At 68.8% G+C, this 18,108-nt stretch carries 19 protein-coding genes; 14 read left to right on the top strand and 5 right to left on the bottom strand.

All coding sequences use genetic code 11. The features are described from left to right. Positions 1-9 precede the first annotated feature (9 nt). From ACFQZV_RS11325 to dapF, 6 genes are all read left to right on the top strand, one after another. Positions 10-921, top strand: a complete 912-nt coding sequence (locus ACFQZV_RS11325) for an ABC transporter ATP-binding protein (protein ID WP_378749582.1) — start codon at positions 10-12, stop codon at positions 919-921. Next, a complete protein-coding gene (locus tag ACFQZV_RS11320) occupies positions 918-1,793 on the top strand; it encodes an ABC transporter permease (RefSeq protein WP_378749580.1) in 876 nt (291 codons plus the stop codon). The genes ACFQZV_RS11325 and ACFQZV_RS11320 overlap by 4 nt, the downstream gene beginning before the upstream one ends. Before the next feature lie 50 nt (positions 1,794-1,843). Then, positions 1,844-3,394, top strand: a complete 1,551-nt coding sequence (miaB, locus tag ACFQZV_RS11315; protein WP_378749578.1) for a tRNA (N6-isopentenyl adenosine(37)-C2)-methylthiotransferase MiaB — start codon at positions 1,844-1,846, stop codon at positions 3,392-3,394. Then, positions 3,391-4,323 carry a tRNA (adenosine(37)-N6)-dimethylallyltransferase MiaA gene (miaA, locus tag ACFQZV_RS11310; protein WP_378749576.1) on the top strand — a complete coding sequence of 311 codons (933 nt, stop codon included), beginning with the start codon at positions 3,391-3,393 and terminating at the stop codon, positions 4,321-4,323. The genes miaB and miaA overlap by 4 nt, the downstream gene beginning before the upstream one ends. A gap of 12 nt (positions 4,324-4,335) precedes the next feature. After that, positions 4,336-4,758 carry a GNAT family acetyltransferase gene (locus tag ACFQZV_RS11305; protein ID WP_378749574.1) on the top strand — a complete coding sequence of 141 codons (423 nt, stop codon included), beginning with the start codon at positions 4,336-4,338 and terminating at the stop codon, positions 4,756-4,758. Positions 4,759-4,946: 188 nt separating this feature from the next. Further along, positions 4,947-5,804: a diaminopimelate epimerase gene (gene dapF / locus ACFQZV_RS11300; protein WP_378749572.1), complete on the top strand. Its 858-nt coding sequence runs from the start codon at positions 4,947-4,949 to the stop codon at positions 5,802-5,804. A gap of 45 nt (positions 5,805-5,849) precedes the next feature. Here dapF and ACFQZV_RS11295 read toward each other — a convergent pair whose 3' ends face one another. Then, complete coding sequence (locus ACFQZV_RS11295) at positions 5,850-6,491, bottom strand: class I SAM-dependent methyltransferase (RefSeq protein WP_378749570.1); 642 nt, start codon at positions 6,489-6,491, stop codon at positions 5,850-5,852. 80 nt (positions 6,492-6,571) lie between these two features. Here ACFQZV_RS11295 and hflX point away from each other — a divergent pair, with 80 nt between their 5' ends. Next, on the top strand, positions 6,572-8,125 hold the full coding sequence (gene hflX / locus ACFQZV_RS11290; RefSeq protein ID WP_378749568.1) for a GTPase HflX: 1,554 nt from the start codon (positions 6,572-6,574) through the stop codon (positions 8,123-8,125). Here the strand turns inward: hflX and ACFQZV_RS11285 are convergent. The 3 genes from ACFQZV_RS11285 to lexA are packed head-to-tail and all read right to left on the bottom strand — an operon-like array spanning position 8,112 to position 12,200. After that, the gene (locus ACFQZV_RS11285; RefSeq protein WP_378749566.1) at positions 8,112-10,019 is read right to left on the bottom strand and encodes a S9 family peptidase; all 1,908 of its coding nucleotides are present in this window, start codon (positions 10,017-10,019) and stop codon (positions 8,112-8,114) included. The genes hflX and ACFQZV_RS11285 overlap by 14 nt on opposite strands. A gap of 46 nt (positions 10,020-10,065) precedes the next feature. Continuing rightward, entirely contained in the window at positions 10,066-11,460 is a 1,395-nt protein-coding gene (locus tag ACFQZV_RS11280; protein WP_378749564.1) for a hypothetical protein, read from the bottom strand. 59 nt (positions 11,461-11,519) lie between these two features. Continuing rightward, complete coding sequence (gene lexA / locus ACFQZV_RS11275; RefSeq protein ID WP_378749562.1) at positions 11,520-12,200, bottom strand: transcriptional repressor LexA; 681 nt, start codon at positions 12,198-12,200, stop codon at positions 11,520-11,522. A 234-nt stretch (positions 12,201-12,434) separates the two neighbouring features. Between lexA and ACFQZV_RS11270 the strand changes: the two genes are divergently transcribed. The 6 genes from ACFQZV_RS11270 (at position 12,435) to ACFQZV_RS11245 (ending at position 16,802) form a co-directional block, all read left to right on the top strand. Continuing rightward, positions 12,435-12,800: a LysM peptidoglycan-binding domain-containing protein gene (locus ACFQZV_RS11270; RefSeq protein ID WP_378749560.1), complete on the top strand. Its 366-nt coding sequence runs from the start codon at positions 12,435-12,437 to the stop codon at positions 12,798-12,800. Between the two features lie 93 nt (positions 12,801-12,893). Continuing rightward, positions 12,894-13,979, top strand: a complete 1,086-nt coding sequence (locus tag ACFQZV_RS11265; protein WP_378749558.1) for a histidinol-phosphate transaminase — start codon at positions 12,894-12,896, stop codon at positions 13,977-13,979. Further along, the gene (hisB, locus tag ACFQZV_RS11260) at positions 13,976-14,590 is read left to right on the top strand and encodes an imidazoleglycerol-phosphate dehydratase HisB (protein ID WP_378749556.1); all 615 of its coding nucleotides are present in this window, start codon (positions 13,976-13,978) and stop codon (positions 14,588-14,590) included. Before ACFQZV_RS11265 ends, hisB begins: the two co-directional genes overlap by 4 nt. Beyond that, positions 14,587-15,237: an imidazole glycerol phosphate synthase subunit HisH gene (gene hisH / locus ACFQZV_RS11255; RefSeq protein ID WP_378749554.1), complete on the top strand. Its 651-nt coding sequence runs from the start codon at positions 14,587-14,589 to the stop codon at positions 15,235-15,237. The genes hisB and hisH overlap by 4 nt, the downstream gene beginning before the upstream one ends. 52 nt (positions 15,238-15,289) lie before the next feature. Then, the gene (priA, locus tag ACFQZV_RS11250; protein WP_378749552.1) at positions 15,290-16,036 is read left to right on the top strand and encodes a bifunctional 1-(5-phosphoribosyl)-5-((5-phosphoribosylamino)methylideneamino)imidazole-4-carboxamide isomerase/phosphoribosylanthranilate isomerase PriA; all 747 of its coding nucleotides are present in this window, start codon (positions 15,290-15,292) and stop codon (positions 16,034-16,036) included. Beyond that, positions 16,020-16,802, top strand: coding sequence for an SseB family protein (locus tag ACFQZV_RS11245; RefSeq protein WP_378749550.1), 783 nt, complete (start codon positions 16,020-16,022; stop codon positions 16,800-16,802). The genes priA and ACFQZV_RS11245 overlap by 17 nt, the downstream gene beginning before the upstream one ends. A gap of 9 nt (positions 16,803-16,811) precedes the next feature. On the opposite strand, the gene ACFQZV_RS11240 is transcribed toward ACFQZV_RS11245, so the two are convergent. Next, on the bottom strand, positions 16,812-17,207 hold the full coding sequence (locus ACFQZV_RS11240; RefSeq protein WP_378749548.1) for a DUF1844 domain-containing protein: 396 nt from the start codon (positions 17,205-17,207) through the stop codon (positions 16,812-16,814). 213 nt (positions 17,208-17,420) lie between these two features. On the opposite strand from ACFQZV_RS11240, the gene infC reads away from it, so the two are divergent. After that, entirely contained in the window at positions 17,421-18,053 is a 633-nt protein-coding gene (infC, locus tag ACFQZV_RS11235; RefSeq protein WP_378749546.1) for a translation initiation factor IF-3, read from the top strand. Positions 18,054-18,108 lie beyond the last annotated feature (55 nt).

Raw genomic sequence — 18,108 nt, 5'->3', positions numbered from 1 at the left:
GTGGCCATCGTGGTCGAGAACCTTGTGAAGACGTATCGTGCGGTGCGCGCGGTCGACGACGTGTCCTTCGAGGTGAGTGACGGAGCCGCGTTCGCGTTCCTCGGCAGCAACGGCGCCGGCAAGTCGACGACGATCGCGTGTCTGACGACGCTCAGAGCTTTCGATTCCGGATCCGTCCGCGTCGGGGGCTATGACGTGCGTACCGCCGGCGAGGACGTGCGGAGGACGATCGGCGTCGTGTTCCAGGATTCACTCATGGACGATGCTCTGACGGTACGTGAGAACCTGCGCTTCCGCGCGAGCCTCATGCATCTCGACCGTGTCCGCACGAACGCCCGCATCGCGGAACTCTCAGAGCTCATCGAACTCGATGAGTTCCTCGATCGACCCTATGGCAAGCTCTCGGGCGGGCAACGACGCCGTGCCGACATCGCCCGCGCCCTGATCCATGAGCCCCGCATCGTCTTCCTCGATGAGCCGACGGCCGGTCTCGACCCCGCCAGCCGAATTGCCGTGTGGCGCACGATCCAGACACTTCGCATCCAGAATGGGCTCACGGTCTTCCTCACGACGCACTACATGGAGGAGACGGAAGAAGCCGACGACGTCTGCATCGTCGACGCGGGGCGCATCGTCGCCCGCGGCACACCGAGGCAGTTGCGTGCGCGTTACAGCCGCAGCATCCTCACCGTCACGTCATCTGATCCTGCGGGCCTGGGCGATCTGGCTCGGCGCGACGGACTCGAGGTGACGACCGACGGAGCGCTGGTGCGGCTCACGGTTCCCGACGCGACCGTCGCCCGCACGTTGCTCGCCGCGCACGGCGACTCGGTCCGCGACTTCGAATTCCGGCACGGGCGGATGGATGACGTGTTCCTCGCGGTCACGGGGCACCCCAACGATGCAGAGGCCGCCGCGTGAGCGTCGTCCGCGGAATCATCGCGAGAAACCTTCGGCTGTTCTTCCGTGACCGGATGAATGTCTTCTTCTCGCTCATGAGCGGCATCATCTTGTTCGTCCTCTACACGCTGTTCCTCGCGGGTCTGCAAGCGGACGGGCTCGCCGCGCAGTTCCCGGACGCGACCGACGCGCAGATCCGCGCCTTCGTCGACAGCTGGATGTTCTCGGGAATCGTGTTGCTCACGACCGTCACCTCCGGGCTCGGTGCGATGTCGCGCCTCGTCGAAGACTCAGCCAGCGGACGTTTCGCCGACTTCCTCGTCTCGCCGATCCGGCGCGGTCAGCTCGTCTTGGGCTACCTGATTTCGGCGTTCACCATCGCACTCATCATGACGGCGGTGGTGCTGGCGCTCTCGGTCTTGTACCTCGGCATCGTCGATGGGCTGTGGCTCGAGCCGCGACGCGTCCTCGCCAGCGCCTTGGTGATGGCACTGTGCGCTCTGGCGTTCACGGCGCTGGGGGCGTTCGTCGTGACGTTCGTACGCACCACGGGTGCGTTCTCTGCGTTCGCCACTGTGGTCGGAACCGTGCTCGGGTTCATCGCCGGCGCGTATATTCCGATCGGCTCACTTCCGGCGACGGTCGGCGACGTCGTCAACGCCCTGCCCTTCTCTCAGGGCGGCATGCTGTTGCGACGCGAGTTCACCGCTCAATCGTTGGAAGGCCTCACGGATGTGCCCGAGGCGACCGAGAGCGTTCGATTGTTCTACGGTGTCGACATCTACGTCGGCGATGCCGAGATCTTCCCCTGGGTCGCGGCGGCTGTTCTCGCCGTCGTCGCCGTCGGCTTCACCGCTCTTGCGGCGGGCCGAATGAGCTCCCGCATCCGCTGAATCGCCCGCTCCGGCCGGCGAGTGCGGGCGGCTCGTAGAATGGGGCCATCATGACCAGCCCCTCCACGACGCCGACGCTCATCGCGCCATCGGATGCCGCACGTGCGCCCGACGGAACCACCCGCACCTACGAAGTGCGCACGTTCGGCTGTCAGATGAACGTCCATGACTCCGAGCGGCTCTCGGGTTCCCTCGAGAGCGCCGGGTACGTGCGCGCCGAAGCAGGTACCGAGGCCGACGTCGTCGTGATCAACACGTGCGCCGTGCGCGACAACGCCGCCGGCAAGCTGTACGGCACCCTCGGGCACCTGAAGTCCCGCAAGGATCAGCATGCGGGAATGCAGATCGCCGTCGGCGGATGCCTCGCGCAGATGGACAAAGACGCGGTGCAGCAGAAGGCCCCGTGGGTGGATGTCGTGTTCGGCACGCACAACATGGGCTCGCTGCCGGGGCTGCTTGAGCGGGCCCGCCACAACGGCGACGCCGAACTCGAGATCCTCGAATCGCTCGAAGTGTTCCCCTCGACGTTGCCCACCAAGCGCGACAGCGTCTACAGCGGCTGGGTGTCGATCTCAGTGGGTTGCAACAACACCTGCACGTTCTGCATCGTTCCGAGTCTGCGCGGCAAAGAGAAGGATCGGCGTCCGGGAGACATCCTGAACGAGATCCGCCTCCTCGTCGACGACGGCGCCACGGAGGTGACCCTCCTCGGTCAGAACGTGAACTCGTACGGCGTCGAGTTCGGTGATCGGCAGGCGTTCTCCAAGCTGCTGCGCGCGGCGGGGGAGATCCCCGGGCTCGAGCGCATCCGATTCACGAGCCCCCACCCGGCCGCGTTCACCGACGACGTGATCGACGCGATGGCCGAGACGCCGGCGGTCATGCCGCAACTGCATATGCCGCTGCAGTCCGGTAGCGACCGCATCCTCAAGTCGATGCGTCGCTCCTACCGCAGCACCAAGTTCCTGGGAATCCTCGATCGCGTGCGAGCGCAGATGCCCGATGCCGCGATCACGACCGACATCATCGTCGGATTCCCGGGCGAGACCGACGAGGACTTCGAGGACACGCTCCGTGTCGTCGAACAGGCGCGATTCGCCAGTGCGTTCACGTTCCAATACTCGATCCGCGAAGGTACGCCGGCGGCGACCATGCCCGACCAGGTGCCGAAGCACATCGTCCAGGAGCGCTACGAACGCCTGGTGGCACTGCAGGACCGCATCTCGCTCGAAGAGAACCGGAAGCAGGTCGGTCGTGAAGTGCAGCTTCTCGTGTCGATGGGCGAAGGCAAGAAGGATGCCGAGACCCACCGACTGACGGGACGCGCCGAAGACAACCGGCTCGTGCACTTCGAGGTCCCGTCCGGATCGGAGGTCCCGCGTCCAGGGGATGTGGTCACCGTTGTGGTCACGCATGCCGCTCCGTTCCACCTGCTCGCGGACTCGCGCGACGGTGCACCTCTGCGCATCCGGCGGACGCGCTCGGGCGACGCCTGGGATCGCGCACAGGCCGATTCCTGCGGCGTGCCGACACCTGCCGGAGAGAACGGTGCCCCGCGCGCCGTGTCGCTCGGGCTCCCCACGCTGCGCATCGGCGAGTGAACGAACCCCGTATCTGGGCGGTCGTCGGTGCCACCGGCACGGGCAAGACCGCGCTGTCGTTGCGGATCGCCGACGCGCTCGCGGACCAGGGACGCGCCGCCGAGGTGGTGAACGCGGACGCGATGCAGCTGTACCGCGGCATGGACATCGGCACCGCGAAGGTCAGCGAGAGCGAGAGGCGCGGCATTCCGCATCATCTGTTCGACGTCCTCGATGTCACCGACGAGGCGGCGGTGGCGTGGTATCAGCGGCAGGCGCGGACGACGATCAGCGAGATCCATGGACGCGGTGCCGACGCCGTTCTCGTCGGGGGATCAGGGCTCTACGTATCGGCTGCGCTCTTCGACTTCCGGTTTCCGCCCCGCGATGAGGCGGCGCGCGAGCGACTCGAAGCCGAACTCGACGCGAACGGCCCCGGGGCGCTGTACGCGCGGCTACGCGACAGGGACCCGGCGACGGCGGCGCGCGTCGACCCGCGCAACGGTCGACGCATCGTCCGCGCGCTGGAGATCATCGAGACGGGCGGAACGACCCACGGTGCGGCGCTTCCCGAGGAGCCCGTGCTGTGGCATCCACGGACGACGTTCTACGGAGTCGACGTTCCCCGTTCGGAGTTGGTCGAGCGACTGGACCGCAGGGTCGAGCAGATGTGGGCCGACGGGCTCGTCGACGAGGTGGCCTCGCTGAAGGCGAAGGGTCTCGAAGGGGGCGTGACCGCGCGCCGGGCGATCGGGTACGCACAGGCGCTCGCGCAGATCGATGGCGAACTGACGCAGGATGAGGCGATCGCACAGACGCAGGCTCTCACGCGGCGGTACGCACGCCGCCAGGTGTCGTGGTTCCGGAGGTACCGCGATCTGACCTGGGTGGACCCGGATGTCGATGCAGCCCGTCTCGTCAACCCCCGGGCATCCGACTCGGGCACCTGACACACTGAGGGCATGTCCGTCTCCATCCGATCGTTCGCACTCCCCGACACCGACGCCGTCGTCGAACTCTGGCAGACGACGGGTCTCACACGCCCGTGGAACAACCCTCACCAGGACATCAGCCGCAAGCTCGCTGTACAGCCGGAGCTCTTCCTCGTCGCCGAGGACGACGGCGTGATCGTCGGGTCGGTCATGGCCGGCTACGACGGCCACCGCGGGTGGCTGTATTACCTGGCCTCCGATCCGCAACGACGCGGTGAGGGGATCGCGCGGCGGCTCGTCGAGCACGCCGAAGAGCTGCTGACGGACCTCGGTTGCCCCAAGGTTCAGCTCATGGTGCGCCCCGACAACGAGGTGTCGCGCGAGTTCTATGCGGCGCTCGGGTACGAGCCGTTCGAGACCTGGAGCACCGGCAAGCGCCTCATCGCCGACTGACCCGCCCCGTCCGCTCGGCACGGCGGTGCCGGGCGAACCGGCATCACTCCACGGATTCGGTCGGCATCGGTGCGACACACCGGGGCTGGGGGGTTGGTGTGCCCAGATCCGTGGAGTTGCGCAGGTGCCGCGCGGGCACAGCAGCCCGGTCCGAGGCCCCGGGTCTGACACTCCGTAGACTGGGCGGCATGCCGCAGACCCTTGCCTTCACGAAGGGACACGGCACCGGCAACGACTTCGTCGTGATCCCCGACGCCGACGGCGTCCTCGACCTCAGCGACGACCAGGTGGCGGTGCTGTGCGACCGACGCTTCGGCATCGGTGCCGACGGCGTGCTGCGTGTTGTGCGGACCTCCGCGATCGACGAGGGGCGGGATGCCGCGAACGCCGGCGTCGAATGGTTCATGGACTACCGCAACGCCGACGGGTCGCGCGCGGAGATGTGCGGCAACGGCACGCGGGTGTTCGCACGCTATCTCGAGGAGGCCGGCTGGGCGTCGCTGGAGACACCCCTGCAGATCGGCACACGGGCAGGCATCAAGACGCTGCGCCGCAGTGACCGGGGATACGAGGTCGATCTCGGTCCGTGGCGCGTCGAGCCGGACGACACGCTGGTTCGCGCTCGCGGCATCCGGGTGCCGAGGCCGGGTATGGGGGTCGACGTCGGCAATCCCCACATCGTCGTCGCGCTGCCTGACGTCGAAGAGCTCGAGGGGCTCGACCTCACGGTCGTGCCGCAGCTGCACCCCGATCCATCTCGCGGCGCGAACGTCGAGTTCGTGGTGCCGAGCGACCCGCTGGTGCACGACGGGATCGGATCCATCCGCATGCGGGTCTTCGAACGTGGCGTCGGCGAAACGCTGAGCTGCGGAACCGGCGTCGCAGCGGCGGCGCTCGCGGTACGGGAGTGGGCAGGGGCGACGGCGCCCGACGAATGGACCGTCGATGTTCCGGGTGGACGCCTCGGCGTACGGATGTCGGAAGGCCACGTCTTCTTGTCGGGCCCGGCGACACTGGTGTTCTCGGGCGAGGTCGCTCTGGCCTGATCGCCGACGGTGCTGGCCCTACCGGTCTACGGGCGAGCGCTCGGGCTACACCAGCGAGATCGGCTCGGTCGGCGGGCTGCCGTGTCGACGCACGCGGAGGACGCGAAAGCCCTTACCGGTCGCGGCGCGGTGCACGCTGTACCCCTTGTCGAAGGTCGCGGCCAGCCAGCGCTGGAGCGAATCGGACCCGAGATTTCGCTGGACCACGAACCAGCCGTCCGACCGCTCATCCAGACGGGGGATCCAGCGCTCGAGCAGGGCGTGCAGTTCGTTCTTGCCGACACGGATCGGCGGGTTGGATCGGATCGTGCGGAACACGATGTCATCGGGAACATCGTCGGGCAGGACGGCGTTGATGTTGGACAGGCCCAACGTTTGGGCGTTGCGGCGGACGAGATCGAGCGCCCGTTCGTTCACGTCGACAGCCCACACGGTGGCGTGGGGCGACTCCATGCCGAGTGATAGCGCGATGGGCCCCCACCCACAGCCCAGATCCAGGAAGTGGCCGCCCGGGGGCGGGGCCGGAGTGTTGGAAAGCAGCACACCGGTACCCGCGTCGAGGTGACCGGGGCTGAAGACACCCCCCGCCGTCGTGAGTTCGACGTCGCGACCCGCGAGGCGCACGCGGATGCGTCGGAGATTCTCGGGGCTTTCGGGGGCGGCGGTGAAATAGTGGTCGCTGCCCATGGGTGATGAGCGTAGCGGAGGACGCACACTCGGGGGAGGCTAGAATCGCCGCAGCCCGCGGGCTGCTCGGAAAGGAACAGATGACGGATACCACGACCCCGCGAAGCACGGACGAGATCCCGGTCGACGACGTCGATCCGGTGGACCGGGTGCTGTCGCGTGCGGACGCACGATCGAGCGTGCGTGTCTTCGGCAACGCCCAGGCGCTGCAGGACGCGGCGACCGTCTCGCGCGAGGACTCCGATGGTGATCAGTGGGATCGCGAGGATCGCGCGGCGCTGCGTCGCGTGCCGGGCCTTTCCACCGAGCTCGACGACGTCACCGAGGTCGAGTACCGCCAACTGCGGCTCGAGAACGTCGTGCTCGTCGGCGTGCACCCACAGGGTGCGCAGGCGGATGCCGAGAACTCGCTGCGTGAGTTGGCGGCGCTCGCCGAGACCGCCGGCGCCGTCGTGCTCGACGGGGTGCTGCAGCGTCGTCCGCATCCAGACCCGGCGACGTACGTCGGCCGAGGCAAGGCGGAGGAACTGCGCGATGTCGTGGCTGCCGTCGGAGCCGACACGGTCATCGCCGATACGGAGCTCGCGCCGAGTCAACGGCGTGCGCTGGAGGACGTCGTGAAGGTGAAGGTGATCGACCGGACGACGGTGATCCTCGACATCTTCAGCCAGCACGCCAAGAGCCGCGAGGGCAAGGCCCAGGTCGAGCTCGCCCAGCTGGAGTATCTGCTCCCGCGTCTGCGCGGGTGGGGTGATTCGATGTCGCGCCAGGCCGGTGGTCAGGTGGGTGCCGGTGGTGCCGGCATGGGCTCACGTGGTCCGGGTGAGACGAAGATCGAGTTGGACCGTCGCCGCATCCGCACGCGCATGGCGATGCTGCGACGCCAGATCCGTGACTTCGGTCCCGCACGCGAGGCCAAGCGCGCTGAGCGCAAACGGAACACGATTCCGTGTGTCGCGATCGCCGGGTACACCAACGCCGGCAAGTCGAGCCTGCTCAACCGGCTGACGCGCGCGGGCGTGCTCGTGGAGAATGCCCTGTTCGCCACCCTTGACACCTCGGTGCGCCGGTCGGAGACGACGGACGGTCGCGTCTACACGTTGACCGACACGGTCGGCTTCGTTCGCAACCTGCCACATCAGCTCGTCGAGGCGTTCCGCTCGACGCTCGAAGAGGTCGGCGAGGCCGATGTTCTCCTGCACGTCGTCGACGCGTCGCATCCCGATCCGGCAGCGCAACTGTCGACGGTGCGCGACGTGATCGGCGACGTCGGTGCGCGGGACACCCGCGAGATCGTCGTTTTCAACAAGGCGGACCTCGTCGACGACGACACGCGTTTGGTGCTGCGCGGGCTGGAGCCCACAGCGCATTTCGTATCGTCGCGCACCGGCGAGGGCGTCGACGCGTTGCGTGCCGCGATCGAGGAGGCATTGCCGCTTCCCGCGGTCGAGGTGCACGCGCTCGTGCCCTACGACCGGGGGGATCTGATCTCGGCGGCGCACGAGACGGGCATCATCGTCGAGCAGGAACATCGTGCCGAGGGCACGTTCGTCCACGCCCATGTCGGCGAGCGGTTGGCGGCCGACTTCGAGCCGTTCCTGGACGGACGGCCGCGTCCGCTCAGTCGAGGCTGATCGCGGGAACGTCCGGAGGGGTGAACCCGAAGACCGCGCCGAGGAACGCCAGTTCGGTCTCGAGGGCGTGCACGACTGTGTCGCCGCGACGGAAGCCGTGCGCCTCGCCTTCGTAGAGCACGTACTTGTGGGCGACGCCTTGGCCGGCCAAGGCGTCGCGGACGGCTTCGGACTGTGCGGGGGGCACGACGGCGTCCTCCGAGCCCTGCAACAGCAACAGCGGGACTCGGAACAGTTCGGGGCGCGTCAGCGGCGAGCGTTCGAGATAGACCTCCTCGGCATCGGGTAGCGGCCCGATGAGCCCGTCCAGGTAGCGCGCCTCGAAGTCGTGGGTGTCGGCGGCGAGCGTACGGGCGTCCCCGACGCCGTACCGCGAGATGCCGGCCGAGAAGGCGTCGGTCCGCGCGACGCCCGCGAGCACCGTCCATCCTCCTGCGGAGCCGCCGGCGATGGCGATGCGGGCGGGGTCGGCGAGTCCGGCGTCGGCGAGCCCGCGTGCGGCGGCGGCGACGTCGTCGACGTCGACGACCCCCCACTGCCCGAGGAGTCGTTCGCGGTACTCGCGCCCGTAGCCGGTGGATCCGCCGTAGTTGACGTCGAGGACGCCGATGCCGCGGCTGGTGAGGTACGCGATCTTTCCGGATGCCGCGGGCCCAGAGTGCGAGGTGGGGCCGCCGTGGACGAACACGACGTACGGTGGCAACTCTCCCTCCGGCGCGTTCACATCAGGGTTGGTGGGCGGGTAGTCGAAGGCGTGGACGTCCCCGTGCGGACCGGTGAAGGTGACGGCGCGGGGGCGCGGCATCCACCGCGACCCCCAGGGGGACTCGCCCCCGCGGACGACGGATGTCGAGCCGTCAGAGACATCGACGAGCCAGAGGCCGGGGCCGTCGGTCGTAGCCGACCCGCTGATGAGCACGCGCGTGCCCGAGACGTCTTCGATGACCGCGCCCGCCACGACCGGCACATCGAGGGTCGTGGCGGCGCCGGTGGTGCGGTGGACGATGACGATCCGGTCGGCGCCATTTGTGCGGACCGCGACGATCCGACCGTCGGCGAGATGCCCGAACCAACGCAATCCGAGCACCCACAGTCCGCCGCCCGTGTCGGCGTCGGCCGGTGAAAGGTCTGCGATGCCGGCTTCGGTCCACCGGCGCAGGTTCCACCGTCCCGTCGGGTCATCGACGAACACCAGTCCGTCAGGCGTCCATTCGGGCTGGAGGGGCGCGGTATCCCCTCCGGCGACGACCGTCCACGTGGTGACGCCGTCGGCGCCGAGGCGCCCGACGCGCAGTTCGGTGCGGTCCCAGGGCATCGCCGGATGATCCCAGGCGATCCACGCAAGGCGTGTGCCGTCGGGCGAGAGGGCGGGCTGGGCGACGAAGTCGCTGCCGGCGGCGAGGCTGCGGATGCGCGACGGGTCGGATGCCGCGGACCCGTCGGCGGGGATCGCCACGATGTCGCGGATCGGGACCGGTGCGTCGGTGTGGCGCTCACGCACCGCAAGAAGCTGACCGTGCTGCCAGGTCAGGCCTCCGAAACGGGTGTCGCCGTCTTCCGGCGTGAGGGCGATCGGCGCGCCGCCGGGGGAGAGCCGGCGCACGCGCTGGTCGGACTTCTCGACGAACACGAGGTCTCCCGCATCCGTCGCCGTCCAGGAGCCGCCGCCGTACTCGTGCACGCGTGAGCGCGCGCTCCAGGGGGCGGGGAGCACGTCTTCGATCTCTCCGGTGATCCCGCGTCGGCGAACCGCAGACCTGCCACCTTCGTCGGGTCGCGTCTCGCCCCACCACAGATCATCGGCCACGAAACGCGCGCCTTCGATGCGCGGGGTGGCGGCCGAGACGGCCGATGCGGTCAGGGGAGAGGGCCAGGCGCCGTAGGGAATAGTCACCCTTCCACGCTAGGCGCTCGGCCGACCCTTCGCAGGGGGCGTTTCGTCAGGAGGTGGTGATCGATTCCGCGTCGACGTCGACGTCGCGGTCGACGGCATCGTCCGTCTCGTCGTCTGCGCCGTTCGGCGCTTCGGCCGGGCGTCGCTGGAGGAGTTCGAGCACCCAGGCGACGAGGAACGACACGGCGATGACCAGGAGCGCATCGCCGAGCGACAGCGGTCGGAGCGAGAACAGCCAGAGCACACCGAGCACGGCCACGATCGTGCGCACGAGGACGCGGTGCTCACCGATCCAGGTGCCGAAGGCCCCGGTGTCCAGTCCACGGGCCCGCAGGCGCGTGCGGACCGCGGCGTTCGTCGTGCGGGCGGCCGTGCGCACCGACACTGCGGTGCGCGAACCGCTCATCACCCACCCCAGGAGGGCGACGAACACCCCCAGCATGCTCAGGACGACCGCGGTCTGCGTCATCCCGTCGACGATCCGTCCGTAGATCACATCGAGTGCCGATGGCGAGATGTCGAGGTTGCCGGCGGCCAGGGCGACCGCCGTCTGGCCGATCGAGAACGTGGCCGCGAGCGCGCCGGCGGAGAGGGCCATGCCGATGCCGGTGCCCATGACCGCGACGCCGCGGCGGCGCGCGAGGGCGATCCCGAGCCCGAACAGCGCGAGGGTCAGGACGGGCAGCCACCAGCCGAGCGCGTCGGCGATGGTGTAGCCGACACGGACGGCGTCGAGGCCGGTTCCCTCGCCGACGATGATCACCCGGTCGACGGCAGGGATGAATTGGGCGACGGACACCCCTTGGTCCACGAGCGTCTGCTGGACACGTTCGACGATCACACCGACCTGGATGCCGACGCCGTCGGCCGTGCGGACGACGAGACCGCCGCCGTCGCTGGTCGCGGCGGTCGTGAGCGCGCGGTGCGCGGCCCGTGTCGCGACCGACCAGACTTCGGCGAAAGCGGCGGACTCGATCACCGCGGTCACGGTTTGGGATACGAGCCCCTCAAGGCCCTGTGCCGCCGGTGCCTCCAGCAACGCGAGCGCGTCCGCCGCGCGCGGGGGCAGGCCGAGCTCGGCGATGCCGTCGAAGACGCTCCCGGTCAACTCGGCGAAGTCGACTTGGGTGGTCACCGCATCCATCGTCTGATCGATGATCATCTCCTGGACCGCAGGGTCCTCGGCGAGAGGGGCGAGGGTTTGGACGAACGCGTCCTCATCGACGAGCTGCACGCGCGCCCATGCGCCGACGATCGACACCGGCACGAGGATCGCCGCGATCGCGATGCACAACGCGGACGCGATCGCCCGCCACCGTGACCCGGCGGGACGTTCCTTCGCGCTCGCGCCGGAGAGCTCGGCGTTCTCTTTCTCGAGCTGTCGGATGCGGGCGATCAGGGCGGCGTCGGATTCGATCTCGACAGCGGGGGAGTCCGTCATGCCTCCTATCTTGGCGGCACAGCGGCTCGTCGTCACCTCTCCGGGCGGGATCGGGTCGCTCAGACCGTGCGGAGAACTGCGACGACCTTGCCGAGGACGACCGCTTCATCGCCCAGGATCGGCTCGAAGGCAGAGTTGCGGGGGAGCAGCCACGTGTGGCCATCACGCTGTCGGAAGGTCTTCACCGTGGCCTCGTCGTCGAGCATCGCCGCCACGATGTCGCCGTTCTCGGCGGTCGCCTGTGACCGAACGACAACCCAGTCGCCGTCGCAGATCGCGGCGTCGATCATGGACTCTCCCGACACCTTCAGCATGAAGAGGTCACCCTTGCCCACGAGTTGTCGGGGGAGCGGGAAGATCTCTTCGATCTGCTGATCGGCGGTGATGGGCACGCCGGCGGCGATGCGACCGACGAGCGGTACGAGGGCGGCGTCGCCGAGGGCGGGGGCGGTGTCGGCCGGATTCTCGGCGGCCTGGCCGGGAAGGTCGATGAGCACTTCCATCGCGCGGGTCTTGCCGGCGTCGCGGCGCAGGTACCCGCTCAGTTCGAGTTGGTTGAGCTGGTGGGTCACGCTCGACAGCGACTTGAGTCCGACGGCGTCGCCGATCTCGCGCATGCTCGGCGGGTAGCCGTGGTGTGCGATGGAGCGCTGGATCACCTCGAGGATGGCGAGCTGCTTGTCGCTGAGGCTCCGTCGCCGCCGCGTACTCGGCTTCTCGCGGCCGATCGCTTCGCTCATCTCCAGCTCCTGTCTTCGAATGTCGGAGGCCCGTGGTGGGGTGTTCCTGTCGAAACCGTATCCGGTTTTCGGCGGTGCGAACGGTTGCGCTCCGCGTGTCGTGTTCGAAAGCCGTCGCCGCGACACCGTCATTGACAGTTCGAACAATCGAAGATAGATTCGGAAAAGAACTTCGTATCCGGCTCTCCCGGCCGAGAGCCGGATGCGAATCTCTCCCCACCTACGGAGGCAGCCATGACCGCGATCCCCGCACACGCCGGAGTCCCCGCCTACCGCGCGACGCGTCTGCGTCTCACCGCCCGCGGTCGCCGTGTCCTCGCGGGCGTCGCCGCGGTCCCGGCCGCCGCCGTCCTCGCGTGGGCACTGCTCAGCGGGGGGAGCGCGATCGCCACGGCCGGGGCCGCCGCGCCCGCCGACACGTTCGAGTCGGTCACCGTCGCATACGGGGACACCCTCTGGTCGATCGCCCAAGAGATCGCTCCCGGCGCCGACCCGCGAGACGTCGTCGGTGAGATCTCGCGTCTCAACGCGCTCGCCGGTGCCGAACTGCAGGTGGGGCAGTCGATCGCCATCCCCACGCAGTACACCGACGCGGACTGATCCGCGTCCCTCCTTCGCGATGCACGTGGTCGCAGGGTGACGTCCTGCGCCGGCAAGGAGGGGTATCGCCGCGCGAATGCCTACGATGGCGAGGTGAACGTGCGCCTGGACGACCTCCCCCTCCGTGACGATCTCCGTGGACAGACGCCGTACGGCGCACCGCAGGCGCCGCTGCCGGTCGCCCTCAACGTAAACGAGAACACGCATCCCGTGCCGGCAGACGTCGCGGACGACATCGTCGACGCGATCGCGCACGCGCTCCGCGATGTCAACCGCTACCCGGATCGCGAGTTCGCCGAACTACGGGCGGGGTTCGCCGACTATCTCGGCCAGGGACTCACCGCCGATCAGATCTGGGCCGGGAACGGCTCGAACGAGGTGTTGCAGCACGTCCTGCAGGCCTTCGCGGGCCCCGGGCGGGTCGGGTTCGGATTCGCTCCCACGTATTCGATGTACCCGCTGCTCACGCGGGGCACCGGTGCGGAATGGGTGGCCGGATCGCGTGGCTCGCGGTTCACCCTCGACCCGCGAGAGGCCGCGGAGCAGGTGCGTGAGGTGGCACCGGATGTCGCCTTCCTGTGCGCCCCGAACAACCCGACCGGCACTCCGCTCGATCTGGAGGTGATCGAGGCGGTCTACGACGCCACGGACGGCATCGTCATCGTGGACGAGGCCTACCACGAGTTCTCGCCGCACGGCACACCCTCGGCAGTGACGCTGCTGCCCGGGCGGGAACGTCTCGCCGTATCGCGCACGATGAGCAAGGCCTTCGCCTTCGCCGGTGCGCGCGTGGGGTATCTGGCAGCCGACCCCGCGTTCATCGATGCGCTGCGCCTCGTCCGTTTGCCTTACCACCTCAGCGCGTTGACGCAGGCCGCGGCCTCGGCGGCGTTGCGCCATTCTGCCGAGATGCTGCGGATGGTCGACGAGATCGTCGTGCAGCGCGACCGGATCTCAGCGACGCTGGAGGCCCTCGGCTACGAGCCCTACGAGAGCGGGTCGAATTTCGTCCTCTTCGGCGGGGTGGAGGACCCCGCCGCGGTCTGGCGTGCGCTGTACGACCGAGGCGTGCTCATCCGCGACGTCGGGATCCCCGGCCATCTGCGCGTGACGGCGGGCACAGAGGACGAGACCACCGCATTCTTGGATGCACTCGCCTCGCTAGGATCGAGGGCATGACCCGCACCGATTCGCCCCGCGTGGCGTCGATGCGTCGAGCCACGAGCGAGTCGACCGTCGAACTCGAACTGAACCTCGACGGCACCGGACGCAGCAGCATCGACACCACGGTGCCGTTCTTCGATCACATGCTCACCGCGTTCGCCAAGCACTCCCTCACCGACCTCACCGTCCGCGCATCGGGCGACACCGACATCGACGCCCACCACACGGTCGAGGACGTCTCCATCGTTCTCGGCCAGGCGATTCGCGAGGCCCTGGGCGACAAGGCGGGCATTTCGCGCTACGGAGACGCTCTGGTTCCGTTGGACGAGGCACTCGCGCAGGCTGTCGTCGACATCAGCGGGCGGCCCTACCTCGTTCACTCGGGAGAGCCCGCGGGCTTTGAGTTCCACCTCATCGGCGGGCACTTCACGGGTTCGCTCGTGCGCCACTCGTTCGAAGCGATCTCGTTTCACGCGGGGCTCACCGTGCATGTCATGCTGTTGGCCGGCCGCGACCCCCACCACATCGCCGAGGCCGAGTACAAGGCCTTCGCGCGGGCGTTCCGTCACGCGAAGGCGCGCGACCCGCTCGTGGACGGCATCCCCTCCACGAAGGGTGCCCTGTGAGCGCACGGCCGCTCGTCGCCGTCCTCGACTATGGGTCAGGCAATGTCCACTCCGCGGTGAAGGCGCTCGATGCCGCCGGCGCCGATGCCCGGCTCACCGCTGATCGAGGTCTGGTGATGGATGCCGATGGACTCGTCGTCCCGGGCGTCGGCGCGTTCGCGGCGGTCATGGACGCGCTGCGAGCCAGCCGGGGCGACGAGCTGATCGGGCGGCGCCTTGCGGGAGGACGCGCCGTACTCGGCATCTGTGTCGGGATGCAGGTGCTCTTCGACCGCGGCGTCGAGCGCGGCGTCGACACCGAAGGACTCGGCGAGTGGCCCGGCGCCGTGACCGAACTCGACGCGCCCGTGCTGCCGCACATGGGGTGGAACACCGTCGCGCCGGGCGAAGGCTCCCGCCTCTTCGCGGGGCTCCAGGACGAGCGGTTCTACTTCGTGCACTCGTACGCCGCGCAGGACTGGGTGCTGGACGTCCAGCCACCGTTCCCGCAGCCGGTGCTGACCTGGTCGCGTCACGGGGAGCCCTTCCTCGCCGCGGTCGAGAACGGCCCGCTCTCGGCGACCCAGTTCCACCCCGAGAAGTCGGGGGAGGCGGGCATCCGTCTGCTGGCGAATTGGGTCGAGGGCCTCGGCGGGACTACTCTCTGAAATCGTGCCGTCTGCGGGCCCCCGTTCCGCAGGGCGAGTCGCACGAGGAGCCATGAACGATTTCGCATCGAGTCCCGAGTTGATCCTGCTGCCGGCGGTCGACGTCGCCGACGGCAAAGCCGTGCGGCTGACGCAGGGTGAGGCGGGGAGCGAGACGAGCTACGGCGATCCCGTCGACGCGGCGCTGGAGTGGATCGGGCAGGGCGCTCAATGGATCCACCTGGTTGATCTCGACGCCGCCTTCGGCCGCGGCAACAACAGCGCGATCCTGCGCAAGGTCATCAAGCACGCCAAGGGCGCGCAGGTCGAGGTGTCCGGCGGCATCCGCGACGACGCGTCGCTCGAGGCGGCCCTGGACAGCGGCGCCGCCCGCGTCAACCTCGGGACGGCGGCGCTGGAGAACCCCGAATGGGCGGCGAACGTCATCGGTCGGTTCGGTGAGCTCGTCGCGGTCGGTCTCGACGTGCGCGGCACGACCCTCGCCGCGCGTGGGTGGACCCGCGAGGGCGGCGACCTGTGGACGGTGCTCGACCGACTCGAAGAAGCAGGATGCAGCCGCTACGTCGTCACCGACGTCACCAAGGACGGCACCCTGCGCGGCCCGAACCTCGATCTCCTCCGTGAGGTCACCGCGCGCACGGCCAAGCCCGTCGTCGCCTCGGGCGGGGTGTCGAGTCTGGACGACATCGCCGCGCTGCGTGAGCTCGTGCCGCTGGGCGTCGAGGGATCGATCGTCGGCAAGGCACTGTATGCGGGCGCGTTCACGCTCGCCGAGGCACTGGATGTCGCCGGACACTGACAGCTGCGATCACGGCAACACGGGCGATTCGGCCGGAGTGCCGTGGGAGGGGCGTCGTTTCCGCGACAACCCCCATGGAGGCGACGACGGATCGGCCGATCCCGCGTTGCTGGCGGCGTTGCGCGCGTTCCGCGCCGGTCACGGTGATCAGGTGGCGGTCGTGGACGCGTACCGCACCGCGCGGCTGCTGATCCCCCTCGTCACCGAGAAGGGCGACGAGGGGGTCGGGCCCACCGGGCTCACCGTCGACAAGACGCAGGAGCTGTCGATCGTCTCGGTGGCCGCCCCCGACGGCAGGCGCGTTCTGCCGGTGTTCACCTCCGTCGCGTCGATGGCGCGATGGGATGCTGCGGCACGCCCCGTACCTGCAGACGGCGTGCGCACGGCGCTGTCCACGGCCGACGACGACACCGATCTGATCGTGATCGATCCGGCGTCGGACACGGAGTTCGTCCTTCGTCGGCCGGCGGTCTGGGCGATCGCCCAGGGTCAGCCGTGGGAGCCGAGCTTCCGTTCGCCGGAGGTTTTCGCTGCACTCACGGCGAGCATCGGGGGAGAGCTTGCCGTGCTCGATGTCGACGTCGCGGCGGGAGACCCCGACGCGCGGATGCGGGGACCGGAGCTCGTCGTGCGGCTGCACCTCGTCGACGGACTCGATCAGGCCGAGCTCGACGCGGTGCTCTCGCGCCTGGCGGCGCGATGGGCGTCGGATGACCGCGTCGCGGTGCTCGTCGACTCGCTGACCGTCAAGCTTCTGCGCGGGTGAGAGCGTCGGTCAGGTGACCGGTCCGGTCCACTTCTCGCCGGGACCCTTGCCGATCGGATCCGGGATCACCGACGCCTCACGGAAGGCGAGCTGAACCGAGCGCAGCCCGTCGCGCAGCGACCGCGCATGCATGTCGCTGATCTCGGGTGCGCCGGCCGTGATGAGTCCCGCGAGGGCGTTGATGAGCTTGCGGGCCTCGTCGAGATCCTTCTGATGCTCGGGGTCGTCGGCCAGGCCCACCTTGACGGCCGCGGCGCTCATCAGATGGACCGCCGTGGTCGTGATCACCTCGACGGCCGGGACATCGGCGATGTCGCGCGTGGCTGCGGCGGCGGCGCGCTCGTCTTCTTCCCAGCGCGCCAGGCGCTCGGCATCCTGTCCGTTGTCGTCTCGAATCGTGTCCACGCCACTCTCTCTGCTAAACTATGGCGGGCTCCGGAGCGTTCTGCTCTGGATCGAAAGTGGATCAGATCCCACCCGCGCTTGCCGCTCCAGGCTACCGGGTCATGCACTCCGCCCCGCACGTCCCGCGTGTGGGGTTGTCCGGGTGCAGCAAGCCGGCGTTCGCGCCGTGCGGGTGGACTGCTCCTCTTCCGCCCGCGGCACTCCGGTGGCGCGGTGGCCGTCATCCACCGATTAGAGGAGTTCCGCATCAGCGATCCCCGCACCAACGACCGCATCCGCGTCCCCGAGGTCCGCCTCGTCGGGCCGAACGGAGAGCAGGTCGGCGTCGTCCGTATCGAGGTGGCGCTGCGCCTGGCTCAAGAGGCCGACCTCGATCTCGTCGAGGTGGCACCGAACTCGAAGCCCCCCGTGGTCAAGATCATGGACTACGGCAAGTTCAAGTACGAAGCGGCACAGAAGGCCAAGGAGGCCCGCCGCAATCAGGCGAACACGATCCTCAAAGAGGTGCGGTTCCGCCTGAAAATCGACAACCACGACTACGAAACGAAGCGCAAGCGTGCGGAGGGCTTCCTCAAGGCCGGAGACAAGGTCAAGGCGATGATTCTGTTCCGTGGTCGCGAGCAGTCGCGTCCCGAGCAGGGTGTGCGTCTGCTGCGCCGGTTCGCCGAGGATGTGGCCGAGTTCGGCACGGTGGAGTCGAACCCGACGATCGACGGCCGCAACATGGTGATGGTCATCGCCCCGCACAAGAACAAGTCCGAGGTGAAGACCGAGCAGAACGCGCAGCGCGCCGCGAACAAGGAAGCAGCTCGTTCGGCTCGCACCCCCGAGGGTGCGTCGGACTGACGACATGAGATTTCCCGCCGAGGCGGGTTACGACTCCCGCCGCGGCGGGACACAC

The sequence above is a fragment of the Microbacterium koreense genome, from assembly GCF_042677105.1.
GTDB classification, from domain to species: Bacteria; Actinomycetota; Actinomycetes; order Actinomycetales; family Microbacteriaceae; genus Microbacterium; species Microbacterium koreense.
Note: the sequence above shows the minus strand (reverse complement) of the source record. Positions and strands in the feature narration are given on the sequence as shown.

Excerpts from the sequence above, each read along its gene's own strand:
- ACFQZV_RS11280 (WP_378749564.1), bottom strand. The coding sequence starts at position 11,460 with ATGACGGACTCCCCCGCTGTCGAGATCGAATCCGACGCCGCCCTGATC.
- miaB (WP_378749578.1), top strand. The coding sequence starts at position 1,844 with ATGACCAGCCCCTCCACGACGCCGACGCTCATCGCGCCATCGGATGCC.
- ACFQZV_RS11305 (WP_378749574.1), top strand. The coding sequence starts at position 4,336 with ATGTCCGTCTCCATCCGATCGTTCGCACTCCCCGACACCGACGCCGTC.
- ACFQZV_RS11245 (WP_378749550.1), top strand. The coding sequence starts at position 16,020 with ATGTCGCCGGACACTGACAGCTGCGATCACGGCAACACGGGCGATTCG.
- hisB (WP_378749556.1), top strand. The coding sequence starts at position 13,976 with ATGACCCGCACCGATTCGCCCCGCGTGGCGTCGATGCGTCGAGCCACG.
- ACFQZV_RS11270 (WP_378749560.1), top strand. The coding sequence starts at position 12,435 with ATGACCGCGATCCCCGCACACGCCGGAGTCCCCGCCTACCGCGCGACG.
- dapF (WP_378749572.1), top strand. The coding sequence starts at position 4,947 with ATGCCGCAGACCCTTGCCTTCACGAAGGGACACGGCACCGGCAACGAC.
- ACFQZV_RS11295 (WP_378749570.1), bottom strand. The coding sequence starts at position 6,491 with ATGGGCAGCGACCACTATTTCACCGCCGCCCCCGAAAGCCCCGAGAAT.
- priA (WP_378749552.1), top strand. The coding sequence starts at position 15,290 with ATGAACGATTTCGCATCGAGTCCCGAGTTGATCCTGCTGCCGGCGGTC.
- lexA (WP_378749562.1), bottom strand. The coding sequence starts at position 12,200 with ATGAGCGAAGCGATCGGCCGCGAGAAGCCGAGTACGCGGCGGCGACGG.
- hflX (WP_378749568.1), top strand. The coding sequence starts at position 6,572 with ATGACGGATACCACGACCCCGCGAAGCACGGACGAGATCCCGGTCGAC.